At 42.9% G+C, this 16,386-nt stretch carries 13 protein-coding genes; 4 read left to right on the forward strand and 9 right to left on the reverse strand.

Going from position 1 to position 16,386, the window contains the following annotated elements; all coding sequences use genetic code 11:
• Positions 1–9: 9 nt before the first annotated feature.
• On the reverse strand, positions 10–615 hold the full coding sequence (locus tag C9991_RS08850; RefSeq protein WP_106812194.1) for a thiamine phosphate synthase: 606 nt from the start codon (positions 613–615) through the stop codon (positions 10–12).
• Positions 616–913: 298 nt separating this feature from the next.
• Between C9991_RS08850 and gyrA the strand changes: the two genes are divergently transcribed.
• From gyrA to C9991_RS08865, 3 genes are all read left to right on the forward strand, one after another.
• Positions 914–3,502: a DNA gyrase subunit A gene (gene gyrA / locus C9991_RS08855; RefSeq protein WP_106812195.1), complete on the forward strand. Its 2,589-nt coding sequence runs from the start codon at positions 914–916 to the stop codon at positions 3,500–3,502.
• A gap of 31 nt (positions 3,503–3,533) precedes the next feature.
• Positions 3,534–4,733 (forward strand): hypothetical protein, encoded by a 1,200-nt coding sequence (locus C9991_RS08860; protein ID WP_106812196.1) that lies wholly within the window; start codon positions 3,534–3,536, stop codon positions 4,731–4,733.
• Between the two features lie 104 nt (positions 4,734–4,837).
• Positions 4,838–6,043 (forward strand): tetratricopeptide repeat protein, encoded by a 1,206-nt coding sequence (locus C9991_RS08865; protein WP_106812197.1) that lies wholly within the window; start codon positions 4,838–4,840, stop codon positions 6,041–6,043.
• Positions 6,044–6,672: 629 nt separating this feature from the next.
• Here C9991_RS08865 and C9991_RS08870 read toward each other — a convergent pair.
• Positions 6,673–7,008 carry a hypothetical protein gene (locus C9991_RS08870; protein WP_106812792.1) on the reverse strand — a complete coding sequence of 112 codons (336 nt, stop codon included), beginning with the start codon at positions 7,006–7,008 and terminating at the stop codon, positions 6,673–6,675.
• A 390-nt stretch (positions 7,009–7,398) separates the two neighbouring features.
• Complete coding sequence (locus tag C9991_RS08875; protein WP_106812198.1) at positions 7,399–8,025, reverse strand: Type 1 glutamine amidotransferase-like domain-containing protein; 627 nt, start codon at positions 8,023–8,025, stop codon at positions 7,399–7,401.
• A gap of 292 nt (positions 8,026–8,317) precedes the next feature.
• Between C9991_RS08875 and C9991_RS08880 the strand changes: the two genes are divergently transcribed.
• Positions 8,318–8,563 carry a hypothetical protein gene (locus C9991_RS08880; protein ID WP_106812199.1) on the forward strand — a complete coding sequence of 82 codons (246 nt, stop codon included), beginning with the start codon at positions 8,318–8,320 and terminating at the stop codon, positions 8,561–8,563.
• A gap of 412 nt (positions 8,564–8,975) precedes the next feature.
• Here the strand turns inward: C9991_RS08880 and C9991_RS08885 are convergent, their stop codons facing one another.
• The 6 genes from C9991_RS08885 to lpxD form a co-directional block, all read right to left on the reverse strand.
• Entirely contained in the window at positions 8,976–9,185 is a 210-nt protein-coding gene (locus C9991_RS08885; RefSeq protein WP_106812200.1) for a C39 family peptidase, read from the reverse strand.
• A gap of 305 nt (positions 9,186–9,490) precedes the next feature.
• On the reverse strand, positions 9,491–11,974 hold the full coding sequence (locus C9991_RS08890; RefSeq protein ID WP_106812201.1) for a transglycosylase domain-containing protein: 2,484 nt from the start codon (positions 11,972–11,974) through the stop codon (positions 9,491–9,493).
• A 91-nt stretch (positions 11,975–12,065) separates the two neighbouring features.
• Positions 12,066–12,974, reverse strand: a complete 909-nt coding sequence (gene miaA, locus C9991_RS08895) for a tRNA (adenosine(37)-N6)-dimethylallyltransferase MiaA (RefSeq protein WP_106812202.1) — start codon at positions 12,972–12,974, stop codon at positions 12,066–12,068.
• 114 nt (positions 12,975–13,088) lie between these two features.
• Positions 13,089–13,859, reverse strand: a complete 771-nt coding sequence (gene lpxA, locus C9991_RS08900) for an acyl-ACP--UDP-N-acetylglucosamine O-acyltransferase (RefSeq protein WP_106812203.1) — start codon at positions 13,857–13,859, stop codon at positions 13,089–13,091.
• A gap of 21 nt (positions 13,860–13,880) precedes the next feature.
• Complete coding sequence (locus tag C9991_RS08905; protein ID WP_106812204.1) at positions 13,881–15,266, reverse strand: bifunctional UDP-3-O-[3-hydroxymyristoyl] N-acetylglucosamine deacetylase/3-hydroxyacyl-ACP dehydratase; 1,386 nt, start codon at positions 15,264–15,266, stop codon at positions 13,881–13,883.
• Positions 15,267–15,277: 11 nt separating this feature from the next.
• Positions 15,278–16,315: a UDP-3-O-(3-hydroxymyristoyl)glucosamine N-acyltransferase gene (gene lpxD, locus C9991_RS08910; protein ID WP_106812205.1), complete on the reverse strand. Its 1,038-nt coding sequence runs from the start codon at positions 16,313–16,315 to the stop codon at positions 15,278–15,280.
• Positions 16,316–16,386 lie beyond the last annotated feature (71 nt).

Genomic DNA, 16,386 nt, shown 5'->3' on the forward strand with positions numbered 1-16,386 from the left:
CTTACTATATTAGTATACCAATTTCTTTAGTCTTTCAAAGTGTGCGATAAGCTCCTTGAAGTCGCTTTGGTTGTGTATGTCAAAGCGGTTCCATAGGTCATCGCCTATCACAACGCCTCCGAATCCTAATTCGCGTGCAAGTCGGATATTGTCGGCATTCATGCCTCCAATGGCAAATACCTTCTTGTCGATAAGTCCTTTGTCCGATGCGTTCTCAAGTTCGTTCATATTGAGGCATGGAAGCTCCGAGTCGCTTGATTCGCCGAAAACGTTTCCAAGAAATACGTACGCCGACTGCTTCTTAGTATCTTTTAATGTATATATGTCGTTGCAGGTGCGACTTATGCGTCCTTTGTAGCCTAAAGGAGGTTGTTCGGATGCTGTGTCAAGGTGTATTCCTGCAAGTCGATACTCGTCTTTCAAGTAGAAATTGTTGTGTACTGTAATCTTGTCGTATGTAGTGTCTGGAAGCAGCGATAACAGGCGCTCTGAGTAAATCGGAGATGATCCAGGCTTATAAAGATGCAAGTTGTCCAACCCTGCCTCAAACAGGGTAGCAAGTATCTTGTCTTCTTCCACGAAGAACGTGGATTTAGTCATGATTGCTAACTTCATAGTCTGTTGTATTCTTGTTTTTAACTGCAAATGTACACATCTTTTCTCAAACTTACAATTTTAAAGCCTATAAATCGCTCATAAAATGTAACACAATCTTAATTTTAGGTTGTATAATAGCAGTAAATGGCTTATTTTGCTTTTTTTGACGGCTTTTAATATTGCCGAACCAGCATTTTTTTGTACCTTTACAACTTGAAATTGAAGGCAAGAATCGCTTAGAAGCAAAATAAACGGCATTTTGAGCGATTGCGCACCTTTTTTAGAGAGATTATATCAATAATGTTTTAAATAAGAAATGGACGAAAATCAGACAATCGACCAGGATAGAATCCTGAAGATTAACATTGAGGAGGAAATGAAGAAGTCTTATATCGACTACAGTATGTCGGTTATAGTTTCTCGTGCTCTTCCTGATGTGCGTGACGGATTCAAGCCTGTTCACCGCCGAATACTATATGGTATGCTCGGCATCGGAAACACAAGCTCAAACCCTTATAAGAAATGTGCACGCGTAGTTGGTGAGGTGCTTGGTAAGTATCACCCGCACGGCGACTCTTCTGTTTATGGCGCATTGGTGCGTATGGGACAGGACTGGAACATGCGTTATATGCTTGTTGACGGTCAGGGTAACTTTGGTTCTGTAGACGGCGACTCTCCTGCCGCTATGCGTTACACCGAGTGCCGACTATCAAAGATGGGTGAGCACATTATGGACGACCTTGATAAGGATACTGTCGATATGGACCCCAACTTCGACGATACTCTTTTTGAGCCGTCGGTTATGCCTACAAAGATTCCTAACCTATTGGTTAATGGCGGTAATGGTATTGCCGTAGGTATGGCTACCAACATTCCTACACACAACCTTGGTGAGGTAATAGACGGATGCTGCGCCTATATCGACAATCCAGACATCGATACCGATGAACTTATGGAGCACATCAAGGCTCCTGATTTCCCTACCGGTGCATATATATATGGTCTAGCTGGAGTTAAACAGGCTTACGAGACTGGTCGCGGACGCATTATGATGCGTGCCAAGAGCGAAATCGAGAGCGGCGATTCTCACGACAAGATTGTAGTAACCGAGATACCTTATGGTGTAAACAAGGCCGACCTTGTTGCTGGCATTGCCGACCTTGTTAAGGAAGGCAAGATTACCGGCATATCTAATGTAAACGACGAGTCGGGACGTCAGGGTATGCGCATTGTTGTAGATGTAAAGCGCGATGCCAACGCCAATGTTATCCTTAACAAGCTCTACAAGATGACAGCCATGCAGTCGTCGTTCTCTGTCAACTGCATTGCATTGGTCAATGGCCGTCCACGCCTGCTTACTCTTAAGGAATGTGTTAAGTACTTTGTAGAGCATCGTCATGACGTTACAATACGTCGTACCAAGTTCGACCTTAAGAAGGCACAGGAACGTGCACATATCCTTGAAGGACTCATCATTGCATGCGACAATATCGACGAGGTGGTTCATATTATCCGTGCCTCGAAGACACCAAGCGACGCACAGCGCAACTTGGAGAAACGATTCGAGCTCGACGAAATACAGTCGAAGGCTATTGTAGACATGCGCCTGGCTCAGCTTACTGGTCTGCGTATGGATCAGTTGCATGCCGAGTACGAGGAACTTGAGCGTCAGATAGCTTACTTGCAGTCTATCCTCGACGACCCAGAGCTTTGCAAGAAGGTGATGAAGGACGAGCTTAACGAGGTTAAGGATAAGTATGGCGACGAACGTCGTACAGAAATCAAGCCTTTCGAGCATGAGTTCAATGCAGAAGACTTCTATCCTAACGACCCTGTTGTGATAACCGTAAGCCACATGGGATATATCAAGCGTACACCGCTTAGTGAGTTCCGCGAGCAGGCACGTGGTGGAGTAGGTTCAAAGGGAGCACGCACACGCGAGCAAGACTTTACCGAGTACATCTATCCTGCAACAATGCACCAGACCATGCTCTTCTTTACACGCAAGGGACGTTGTTATTGGCTTAAGTGTTACGAAATACCCGAGGGCGACAAGAATTTCAAGGGACGTGCTATACAGAATATGCTCAACATCGAGTCGGATGATTCTGTAAACGCTCTTCTGCGCTTGCGCGGACTTAACGACGAAGAGTTTGTCAAGTCTCACTATGTAGTATTTGCTACCAAGAATGGTACAGTTAAGAAGACATGCCTTGAGGCTTATTCGCGTCCACGTGCCAACGGTGTCAATGCTATCAATATCCTTGATGGCGACGAGGTTGTAGACGTACGTCTTACAAATGGCAAGAATGAGATAATCCTTGCCAACCGCAATGGACGTGCAGTACGTTTTGACGAGGATGCAGTACGTTCAATGGGTAGAGTGTCTACCGGTGTGCGTGGCATGCAGCTTGATGGTGACGACGACCAGGTAGTGGGCATGATAATTGTCAACAATGCCGATACCGAGACCGTTATGGTAGTATCCGAGAATGGTTATGGCAAGCGCTCGCAGGTTGAGGATTATCGCAAAACCAACCGTGGTGGCAAGGGTGTCAAGACATTCTCTATCACAGAGAAGACGGGTAGACTTGTGGCTATCAAGAATGTTACCGACGACAACGACCTTATGATTATCAACAAGAGTGGCATAGCCATTCGTCTTGCCGTGAGCGACTGTCGTGTTATGGGACGTGCCACACAGGGTGTGCGCCTTATCAATCTCTCTAAGAAGAACGATGTTATAGCAAGTGTATGCAAGGTAATGAGTTCGGAACTTGAGGCTAAACTTGCCGACGATCAGAATACAACTGACGAACAAGATTCAGACGCTGTACAGCCTGTTGCAGATAATGCACAGAATACAGACAGCACCGAGCAGGCAAATACTACAGAACAGGAATAATACTTATTAATAACAAATTTTTAAAGTACTTATGAAAAAGTTATTTATTATGGCGTTGATGGCAGTAGCTGCCTCATCGTCTTTCGCACAGGATGTAAAGAGCATCCTTAAGGCAAAGGATTATGCCGAAGCTAAGAGCATGCTTCAGTCGTGCGAGTCTACCTTGAGCAACGAGGACAAGGCCAAGGCTTACAACAAGCTTGTTCAGCTCTCTTTGGAGAAGGTAAACAAGGAGGCTACAACCATGGGCGAGAACCAAGTTATGAAGCAGATGGGTCAGAAGGAAAAGCCAGTTGATACAGAGGGTATGTATGCTGCTCTTACTAAGGCTTTGAACGATGCTCTTGAGTGCGACAAGTACGACCAGATGCCTAACGCCAAGGGCAAGGTTGCTCCTAAGTTCCACAAGAAGAATCAGGCAGCTCTTTGGCCATTGCGTCTGCACCTTATTAATGCCGGTCAGGATTGCTTGCAGAAGGAGGACAACAAGGGCGCTCTCAACTTCTACGGCACATATGTAGAGAGTGGCACAGCTCAGCTCTTTGCCGATTTCGACAAGACTAAGTCGCCTGATACATATCTTGGCGAGGTTGCACGTGTTGCTGGTGTTCTCGCTTATCAGGACAAGAACCTTGATCTTGCCAATAAGTATTGCGACGTAGCTCTTAAGGACACAGCTTCTTACAAGGACGCTCTCAGCCTCAAGATGCTTATGATGCAGCAGCAGATGAAGACAAAGGAAGACTCTATCAAGTGTCTTAAGGACTTCGAGAATCTTTATGCCAACGACAAGAGCGAGACTATCTTCACCAACCTTGCTACTCTCTACGGCAACCTTGGTATGAAGGAAAAGCAGGCTCAGTTTATTAGCGAGCGTCTTGCACAGGATCCTAATTGCTTCACAGCATGGGCTGTTAAGGGTCAGGCAGAGATGAACGACAGCAAGTGGGACGAGGCTATCGCTGACCTTAAAAAGGCTAACGAGATCAAGCCAAATGCACTCGTGCTCACATGGTTGGGATATTGCAACAATAATAAGGCTGCAAACACTCAGGATGCAAACCAGCAGAAGGCTCTCTTGACAGAAACTCAGGCTTACCTCGAGAAGGCTAAAGAGCTTGATCCAGACCAGAAGGAAGCTAACTGGCGCTACCTTCTCTACAACACCTATTATAACCTCTATGGTGCCGACGACAGCCGTACAAAGGCTATGGATCCAAACAACAAATAAGAATAGCATACTTTAATAGGTATAAGTGTGTGTCAAGACAGGAGCCGCTAATGGCTCCTGTTGACACACACTCTTTTTTAAAAACACTATCAATACAGGATATCATGCTCAAGAAATTGTGTTTCATCGCTGTGCTCCTTATTGCCCCTCTGACGATGATAAATGCTCAAAAGAAAGAAATAGCACAAGCCAAAGACAATGTCAAGGCTGGCAAGGCGCTTGCTGAGGCCGAGACATCTATGCGCAAATTACTGAACGATTCGTCGAACAAGACGAACGAGAAGATTTGGCTTGTGCTTTTCGATGCCGTTAGAAAGCAATATGAGAAGATAAACGAACAGATGTATCTCAAGCAAAAGGTAGATACAGCCAATCTATTCGACATTACCAACCGAATGTTTGGAGTGTTGGAGGGACTCGATTCTCTTGATGCAATGCCCGACCGTAAGGGGCGTATTAAGCTTAACTATCGCAAGCGCAACGCCGAATACCTTAATGCCTTTCGCCCTAATCTTTACAATGGTGGAATGTTCTATGTTGCAAAGAAGGAGTATCGCAAGGCTTTCAACATCTTTGCCACATACATCGACTGTGCCAAGCAACCGTTGTTCGAGTCGTACAAGTATGCGTCTACCGACAAGCGTCTACCTAATGCTGCATTCTATGCTGTCTATTCAGGCTTCAAGCTTAACGATGCCAACCTTACCTTGCGCTATGCCGACATAGCACAGCAGGATACGGCCTGGCTGTCTACCACATATCAGTATATGGCCGAGACCTATCGTGCCGAGAAGGACTCGCTTAAGTTCTTTGAAGTTCTGCAGAGTGGTTTTGCGCGTTATCCACGCTCTAAATACTTCTTCACCCATTTGTTCGACTATTATTTCAAACGTGGTGAGATTGAGCAGTCGAAAGCTCTGTGCGATGATGCTATAGAGGTCGACTCGGTTAATGTTATTGCCCTGTTTGCTAAGTCTACAGTATTGTTGGCGCAGAAAGATTACGACAACTGCATTTCTCTGTGCGACAAAATCATCTCGCTCGACAATAATCATGCTGAGGCTTACCTCAATGCAGCCCTCGCTTACTTCAACCAGGCTGTAAAGATTGACAATTCAAAGAACCGCTCACGCGAGAAGCGCTCGCAGATGATAGCTCTATACCGCAAGGCTTTGCCTTACATGCAGACTTATCGCAAGCTTGCGCCCAACGCCAAGGAGCAGTGGGCAATGCCTCTCTACACCATTTACCTCAACCTTAATATGGGTAAGGAGTTTGACGAAGTGGATGCTATTGTTAAGGGTATGTAATAGGGCTATTTCCCTCTAAGAGGGACAATTCTTACGAATATTTCCCTCAATGAGGTACGTTTCCCGCTTGAAACGTCCCTCATTGAGGGATTTTTAGTATTTAATTGGTGACGTAATAAAGGTAAACAGAAGATTGAAGGATTGGAGAATGCCTATATAGTGAAGGATGATATAGAGGTTGGCTTCGGTTGACTATATCAAACTCTGTACAAAAGTCAAGACTTGAATATTGAGTTTTCTTTCCAAAGACTTTATCTACAGAAACTTTCAAAACGAGGAAATATTGGTTGTAATATCTCTTTCCCAAATTCAATTCCATTAGCAATGGAGTAACCGTTATTTCTCTAACGACAGTATCAACCCTATTGTAACAAGAACGAAAAAAGAACACATTAGAAGTGACAGGATATATATCGGCACCACCCTCAATTACCCAACAACGACATGACGCATTAGGATAAAGCACAAATGGAGTATCCAATGCTGTTACTCTATCATCATTTTTGTCCTCTTTGGTCTGCAGACAAACATACTTTGCCTTTACGTCTGCGAAGTGGAACAAGAAAGGCCATTACTATATATAGTACAATAAAATATCTATCTTAATATTGATATTGAATCCATATAGACTACCTAATATAAATTTCGCCTTTCTTTTTTTTCTTATCACAAACTTCAATGTTTTTTTTATATCCTTGTATTATCGGTGTAAGAAACTTCTTCGATTTGGTTGTTATGCACATTATACCGCCAACACGAGGATAAAAATACTTTATGATATTTTTATCCTTTATGATTTTAACATCCATAATATCTTCTTTACATACGCTATCCAAACTTTGGACTTCTACTCCATCGACCAAGATTACAGGAATGTTCAGAGAATCCTGTAAAATTATTTTTTCTTGTGCACTAATTGACGAGAAAAAAAACAAAAAGGACGCTACAATAATACTCTTCTTCATATGCTTTCTATTTTGCAATTGATAATTCATTTTAGAGAGGTAGTAACAAATTAGCATACTGAGATACACTTCATGTTATTTATCATGTAAATTTACAAAGTTTTTTCTTAATAATACTATTTATCAAAAAATATTATGTTAATAAACCTACCTACATGATATGTTTAGTGTAATTTTGGAATATAATCTTTATCCCTTTATAATAAGGACATTGGGAGGATTGTCCGATTTTGAGGTAACGAATTGCCAACCGTTCTTGTTGCTGCATTCTGCTTTGATATGCTTTCTTGGCATCTCGTCTATGCTACAAAACGTTCTAAATTTGCTGTGCTTTCACTAACGAGTGCGATTGTAACTGAATCAATATAGCAGAAATACGGTCTATTCTATTCATTTTGCATCTTTAATTTGAATATTTGAATCTTCAATAATAATAGCTTGTTTATTACTTATAGGAATAAGCTGCAACTTCTCATTATATAGTTGAACTATCTTTTCACCTTTTTTCTTGAATGGAAAATTTCCATAATGGGGAATCGTATAAAAATCGACCAAATCTAAAGAAGTACAGTCTTTCAATTCAGGAGCCTTTTCTATTGGATCAAAATTCACACTTCTCATATATTCTGCATCGGGAGAGGCTATTATTGCTCCGGCAGATTCCCCAATATACAGTTTACCCAATTTCACTTGTTTAGATATAATTTTATCAACACCTTTTCTTTTTAACTCTTGCAAAAGGAAAAATGTATTTCCACCTGTTATGTAGATATAATCGCATTTATGTAATATAGAAGATATTTCCTCTTTGGGCAGTTGGGTAATCTCGACTTCTTCAACAATCATTCCTGCTTCTTCTAAAGCCTTTTTCCCCTTTTTTACATAGAATCGTATTGGTTCTGTAAGGCTTGCAGTTGGTATAAAAGCTATAATTTTCCCTTGCAAATCTTCTTTGGCACAATCGACAAATAGATTAGCAACATCAGCAAATGATGAGCATAAAAATAATCTTTTCATATTCTATAATATTAAGTTTAATACTTTTTGATACAAAGATAGCGTCTTCTATGACAGCCCTATGTCAGTAAGTCTAAATATTGAAGAGTTTTTTCATCGAAAGTACTTATTTTTTATAAGTAATTGAGAATGAGATAAGTTTTTATCTCATAAAAAGAAGAGGTTACGAATTAGAAATATACAGAATGTAGCATCCTGCTGTGATTTGCATAACCATTCAAAGAACTCTTTCGATTGCAAAGGTACGATATTTAATCGGGGATAAAGAATGTTTTAAGATTTTTTTGAGTATTTGCATCTTTTCGATGAGCCAAGGACAGCTCATGTTTCTTTCGAGGGCAACGACAATGCATCTTATAACTGCAACATCATAAGCCATAATGCCAAACTCATACATAGTGAAGATGGCAACTATTTTATGGCTACAGCCACTGTGAGCACACAGGGACAAAATACCCCAATATTGCAACAGTACATGAAAGCCGATGTCAGAATCATCGTCAGCAATAAAACGTTATGGCAGCAGGTTTTCGGATAAGCTATGTCCGAATACAGCTGTTTGTTTTTGGATGCATATTGTGTTGCTAAGCATCAGATTTTACAAAAAAAGTTCTAAATTCCATAAATTTCTCCTAGCGAATTATGGGATATTTAGAAAATTGTCGTATCTTTGTCCCCGAATTAAGGCGTTCTTTGCATATTGCAAAATACAGAAACGAGCAGAAGGTCGCTCGTTTCCATATTGTTACCTATATAATATAGGCAAACGCCCAACTTCTTGATTTTCAATCAAAGTCCAATTTAGAGCGAGTTAGATTGTTAAACCTAAATCAATCATTAGATTCAGATAAACTATGCTAATGCTAATTATTAGAAATCCATAGTAAAACATAGTTTTATATGTATTCTAATGACTAATTTAGGATTATATTACATATCATTACCTTAATTTATTCCTTAACTCCATTAACAGACCATCCTTGGATATAATCTCCTACAGCGCCATTGCCACTTTCACCCGTTTCAGGATCCCAATAATAGACTGTTCCGTGGTCTTCGTCATAACCAGTAATGATTACAGCATGTCCATCTAAATATAAAGGTGTCAAAGGTATCCCCTTTTTATATGATTTTCCTTGCGGAAAAGTTTGTATTATCAATGATTATTCGTATCTTTACGGCAACAGAATCCGCCACGCTTCCCATTTGAACAGCGAACCAGGGCGGGTCTTTTGCTTTTTATGGGTACATTAAGATTATACGCTAAACAGGCTCTTTCTATTTTTGAACAAATAGAAGGCGATAGGCGAGTGTAAGTAATATATATTAAATGGCAAAGTAATATATATTAAATGACCAAGTAATATAATATTACTGACTTTGACTTTTAAGTTGACAAGTGTATTTATGAATAAAAAAATGAGGTTCGGAATTAATCCGAACCTCATATATGTGTATTGTCTGTTTATAAGTCGTCAAAGTTGACTACCTGCTCCTTAGGCTTCTTGTTTTCCTTCTTTTGAGTAGGTTCGTTGCCTTCCTTAGATGTCTCGTCAGCTGGCTGTTTTTCTATCTGCATGCCATCTTCGTCGAGCATGATTTCCTCGTCAACGTTAATGCTGTCTCTTACTATTGTGTCTGCCTTGGCCCGTGGAGTATACGAGCAATTGTACATACCTGAGGTGATATCAGCATCCTTAGGCTTGCCAAACTTTACGCGATACTTGGCAAAGGCAGGGTCGTTCAATACTGACTCAAGGAAGTAGCCGCAGATAGGCAATGCTGTACGCGAGCCTTGACCAAGAGCTCCAGTGCGGAAGTGTATGCAGCGATATTCGCCACCTACCCAAGCTCCTACAACGAGGTTAGGACTAACCCCCATAAACCAAGCGTCGGAGTGGTTGTTTGATGTACCTGTCTTTCCGCCCCAATCTGTATCACGGAATTGTCCGACATATCCGTTAAGGCTCATTGATGTACCACCTGCCTCGTGTGTACCACCTAATAGAAGCTGCTGCATCAGGTATGCACTCTTGTAAGGAATTACTTGCTCTTCGTTTGTAGCAGCAGTATAAACCTCCTTGCCATTGCGGTCGACAATGCGTGTAACAAGCTGTCGTCTTACGTACTTGCCGTCGTTTGCCACGGTGGAGTAGGCATTGGCAAGCTCTAGCAAATTGACATCGCTTGAACCTAAAGCAAGTGCAGGAGTCTCGTCAAGCGGACTCTCTATACCCATCTTATGTGCTGTCTCGGCTATACGTGCAATTCCCATCTCCTGACCTAAGCGTACAGCAACCGAGTTGATGCTTCGTGCAAAGGCACCCTTTAAAGGTATCGAGTCGCCAGTAAAGTATCCATTGGCGTTTGTTGGTGCCCATGTCACCTCTTTATTCTGTGTCTTGTCGAACACTTGCATAGAGATATACTCGTCGCGTCGCTTGTCGCATGGTGTAAGACCTTGGTTCATAGCCTCTGTGTATACAAAGAGCTTGAATGTAGAACCTGGTTGGCGCATGGCTGTAACCTTGTCGTATTTCCACGACTTAAAGTTAATGTCGCCCACCCATGCCTTAACGGCACCCGTCTGAGGCTCCATTGCCACAAATGCACAGTGCATAAAGTGTACCATATAGCGTATGGAGTCCATTGTGGATATTTCCTTCTCTATGGTGCCATGCTCATAGTCGAACAGTTTAACCTTGTGAGGCTTATTGAGATAGTACTCTATAGAGTCGGGGTTGTTTGGGAAACGTGCCGACAGATTCTTGTATATCGGCAGTTTTTGCGCTATACCTTCAATAAAGTTAGGTATAACGTTGTGGTGTTCGTCTTGCCAAGGCTCCTGGTTGCCCCAATGATTGTTGAAGTTGCGTTGTACCTGCTTCATCTGTTTGATGGCGGCATCCTCAGCATACTTCTGCATTCGCGAGTCGATAGTGGTATAAATCTTCAATCCCGAAGAGTATAGATCGTATCCATTCTCGCGGCACCAGTTCTTAAGCTCGGCAGATACAGCTTCGCGGAAGTAAAGAGCCTTGCCGTCGTAGTTGCTTTCAACGCTATAGTTCAGCTTTATTGGTATAGCCGATATAGAGTCGAACTGCTGTCGGTTAAGGTTGCCGTGTGTCACCATATTATGAAGTACCACGTTGCGTCGGCGTATTGAGTTGTTGGGGTTGGCTATAGGATTGTAGTAGGTAGTGGCCTTAAGCATACCTACAAGCACGGCAGCCTGTTCGGTTGTAAGCTCCTTAGGAGTGCAGTTGAAGTAGGTTTTTGCAGCTGTCTTTATGCCGAAAGCGTTGGATCCGAAGTCAACGGTGTTGGCATACATTGTAATAATCTCCTTCTTGCTGTGTGTAATCTCAAGCTTTGTGGCAATAATCCACTCCTTGCTTTTCATTATCAGCATGCGCACACCAGGAATCTTGCCAAGCAATCCGGTAGAGTAGTCGGTACGCACACGGAACATATTCTTGGCGAGCTGTTGTGTTATGGTAGATGCTCCACGTGCGTCATGGTGCATTACAGCATCCTTTACGGCACCTACAAGGCCAGTATAGTCGATACCATGATGGCTGTAGAAACGCTCGTCCTCTGTATCTATAAGAGCCTTCCAGAATACAGGGTTTACATCCTCGTATGCTACAGGAGTGCGGTTCTCGTTAAAGTACTTGCCAATGAGCACGCCATCTGCACTGTAAATCTCGGAAGCCTCGTGTGTCTCAGGGTTCATAATGGTATAGAAACCCGGCGACTTGCCGAATAGCCACAGAAAGTTGATGTCTACCATTCCGAGGTAGATGATAAATGCAGCAATGCAAGATGCGAATCCGATGAGTGTCTTGGTATACCAGGCTCTTCCTTTGTACAGATTTTTGTACCAAGGGAAGAATGCCTTTACCTTATTAAGGCACCAGATGAGAATTGTTTTAATTTTTTTCATCTTCTAATGTATTGATTTGCTAATAAATATACAGATACTTAACATTGTAGGACAATACATCCTATAATGTTGCAAAAGTACAAAAATTGTGTCAATCTATGAGCTTCTTGTCTATATATTTTATAATTTCTTCGTAGTTATCGGGGTTGAACCACTCAATGCTTTGGTCGCGTTTAAACCATGTTAGTTGTTTGCGGCAATAGCGTCGTGTGTTGCTTTGTATTTTGTAGATAGCCTGGTCGAGTGTGGTAAGGCCGTCGAGATATTCAAACATCTCCTTGAATCCTACTGTGTTTAGGGCATTAAGATGTCTTTTGTCGTATACCGACATAGCCTCTTGCTCTAAGCCTTGATCTATCATCTGTAGCACACGCGCGTTGATACGCTCGTACAGAATGTCGCGGTCGCGGTTTAGGGCTATCTTTATAATGTTGAACGGACGTTGCTTCTTCTCGTTCTGTCTGAATGAAGTGTAGGTCTTGCCCGTCATATGGCATATCTCCAAAGCATGTACCACACGGCGTGGGTTCTTTTTGTCCACAATGTTCCAATGCTCTGGGTCGAGCAGTTTAAGTTCCTCAACAAGGCGTTCAAGGCCTTCGTCTTCAAGACGTTGTTTCATCCATTGGCGTGTATTGTCGTCTATGGTAGGTATATCGTCTATTCCATTGCACACAGCATCAATATACATCATCGAGCCTCCAGTAAGTAATGCCACGTTGGATGTTTGGAAGAGGTTATCGCACAGAAGGTGCATAACATCCTCCTCGTACATAGAGGCGCTGTAATAGTCGTCTATGTGGTGATTGCCCACAAAGAAGTGTTTTACGCGCTCTTGCTGTATTGCTGTTGGGGCGGCAGTGCCAATGGGTATTTCTGCAAATATCTGTCGCGAGTCGGCATTTACAATAGGCACACCAAGATGTTCGGCAACTTGCAGGCACAGTTCGGTTTTTCCCACACCAGTTGGTCCTACAATAACAATGAGTGTTTTCGACATTTTTTGTCTTGTTAAATGAAAAAAGGAGCTAAGGGGTCAAGTCGGCTACACGGCGCTTGCATGGCAACCGGCGACTTGATACCTTAACTCCCTTGATATTAGCTTTTAATAATATTATCGAATAATACCTCGTTTTGACGATTCAACAAAGTCGATGATGTACTGAATATCCTTTGTAACCTCAAGATTATTCTTGATTTCCTGGATGCCTTCCGACATGATACCCTTAGAGTAGAGCAGACGGTAGGCTGTGTGAATCTTGTCAATGAGCTCGTTGGAGAAGCCACGACGACGCAATCCTATAAGGTTCAAACCGCAATACTTTGTAGGTTCCTTGCCGGCGATGATGAATGGAGGGATGTCCTGACTGAATCGGCATCCGCCTTGAATCATAACATATCCACCGATGCGACAGAACTGATGGCACAGAACATTGGCAGATATAATAGCGCAATCGTCAACAACAACCTCGCCTGCAAGCTTGGTAGAGTTGCCAATAATAATGCCGCTGCCAACCACACAGTCGTGAGCGATATGCACACACTCCATAAGGAGGTTGTTAGAGCCAACAACTGTTTCGCCTTTTGATGCGGTGCCGCGTGATATTGTTACATTCTCGCGTATGCTGTTATTGTCGCCAATTCTACAAATAGTTTCCTCACCACGGAACTTCAAATCCTGAGGCTTTGTCGAGATGCTTGCACCAGGCATAAACTCGTTGCCATTGCCTATGCGTGCTCCAACGTGAATAGTCACGCTGTTCTGCATAACGTTATTGTCGCCTATCTCTACATTCTTGTCGATGTAGCAGAACGGTCCGATGATGTTGTTATCACCAAGTTTTGCTTCTGGATGAACGTATGCTAAAGGGCTTATCTGATTCATTATAAGATTTGAATTTTGTTTTTACTTGTTTTTTACGATCTGTGCTGTGAATGTTGCTTCTGACACTACGTGGTCGCCTACAAACACATATCCCTTCATTGATGAGATTCCGTGACGCAACGGAGCAAGCAAGTCGACCTTGAAGAGAAGTGTGTCGCCAGGAACTACCTTCTGACGGAACTTAACATCGTCTATCTTCATGAAGTATGTAGACCAACGCTCTGGTTCCTCAAGAGTGTTGAGCACAAGCAAACCACCACACTGTGCCATTGCCTCAATCTGTAATACACCCGGCATTACAGGTTCCTGAGGGAAGTGGCCAGTAAAGAAAGGCTCGTTGGCTGTAACGTTCTTTACGCCTACGATGCTTGTTGCACCAAGCGAAACTACCTTGTCTACCAACTGCATAGGGTAGCGGTGGGGCAAAAGCTCGCGTATACGGATGTTGTCCATTATTGGCGCCTCGTTGGGATCGTATATAGGAGCCTGTATCTCGTGCTTGCGAATCTCGCGACGCATCTGACGGGCAAACTTGTTGTTGATGGTATGTCCAGGACGTGTAGCGATGATGCGACCCTTGATAGGCTTGCCTATGAGAGCCATATCGCCAATGATGTCGAGCAGCTTGTGGCGTGTGCACTCGTTCTCCCATTCAAGAGGCTTGTGCTGGATATATCCAAGCTCTGTAGCATCACGGCGTTCTACTTTAAGCATGTCGGCAAGAGTGTCGAGACGCTCTTGTGTTGTCTGCTGCTCGTATATAACAATAGCGTTGTCCAAGTCGCCACCCTTGATAAGGTTGGCCTTAAGAAGAGGCTCTATATCGCGTACGAAAACGAATGTACGTGCACGTGCAATCTCGTTGGCAAATTTGTCCATACTATCGAGTGTGGCAAATTGTGAGTTGATGAACTTAGAGTTGAACGAGCACATTGCTGTAAGCGAGAACTCCTCATCGGGGAGGATAGTGATGCAAGAGCCAGTTTCCTCGTCCTTCACCTCAATCTTGTGGCGAATAACATACCAGTCCTTAGGTGCATTCTGCTCCTCGCAACCAATTTCCTCAATCTTCTGCACATACATAGATGCGCTGCCATCAAGGATAGGGAACTCGGGTCCGTTGACCTGGATAAGACAGTTGTCTATACCCATGGCATATAATGCAGCCATACCATGTTCGATGGTAGATACGCGTAGGTCGCCTTTGCCCAATACTGTACCACGCTGTGTATCTATTACATTTTCGGCAATGGCTTGTATAGTAGGCATGCCTTCGAGGTCAATGCGCTGTATTTTATAACCAGTATTCTCTGGGGCAGGGTTGAAAGTAACTGTAAGACTTAATCCTGTGTGTAGACCTTTGCCGCACAAAGAGAAACTGCCTTTAAGAGTCTTCTGTTTTGACATATTATATATGTTTATTTTATTTTTTCGTTCAATTCTTCAATCTTCTTCTTAGCGTCGTTCAAGTCCTTGTACATATCAGGCAAGCGACGGAATATAGCTTGCGACTTGAAGTAGGCGCGTGGATTCATAGGAGGAGTACCTATAAGTTCCTCGCCTCCCTTAAGGCTTCCTGGCACACCAGACTGTGCTCCCAAGAATGTTTTGTCGCCAATTGTGATGTGTCCGGCAAGACCTACCTGACCACCGAACATACACCATGAGCCAACCTTTGTACTACCTGCAATGCCTACTTGAGCAGACATAACGGTGTTTTCACCTATTTCAACATTGTGTGCAACCTGTACAAGGTTGTCAAGTTTAACGCCCTTGTGGATAACAGTTGCACCCATTGTAGAGCGGTCGACACATGTATTGGCACCAATTTCAACGTTGTCCTCTATTACAACAATACCTATTTGTGGTATCTTGTCGTAGCCATCAGCACCCGGTGCAAACCCAAATCCGTCGGCACCTATAACGCTGCCGGCATGGATTGTGACATTATTACCAATCTTACAACCTTGATATATAGTGGTGTTGGGATAGAATATGCAGTTTGTACCTACTTTGACATTGTCACCAATAACAGCATGTGGGTATATCTGGCATCCGTCGCCTATCTCGGCACCTTCGCCTACGTAGGCAAAAGGTCCTACATAACAATTGTTTCCAAGTTTAGCACTTGGAGCGATATATGCTTGTGGGGCAACGCCTGTCTTCTTTGGCTTGTTTGCTTCGTAAATCTGCAGAAGCTTGGCTATACTCTCGTAGGCATTTTTTACACGGATAAGTGTGGCGTCTACGTCTTTTTCCAATTCTAAATCTTCGTTGACAATGACGATAGATGACTTGGTGTTGTATAGATAATGTGTGTATTTGGGATTAGAGAGAAAAGAGATGGCTCCCTCAGTGCCTTCCTCTATCTTGGCAAAAGTGTGTATCTTAGCGTCTTTGTTGCCTTCCACTCTTCCGCCAATGACGTTGGCTATTTGTTCTGCTGTAAATTCCATATTTTTTGCAATTTAGATTTTAAATTTTGCAAAAGGCTTTTATCATATTCAGCGGGTGCTAAAAATAGCAA

Origin of the sequence: Prevotella merdae (assembly GCF_900290275.1) — a bacterium.
Taxonomy (GTDB): domain Bacteria; phylum Bacteroidota; class Bacteroidia; order Bacteroidales; family Bacteroidaceae; genus Prevotella; species Prevotella merdae.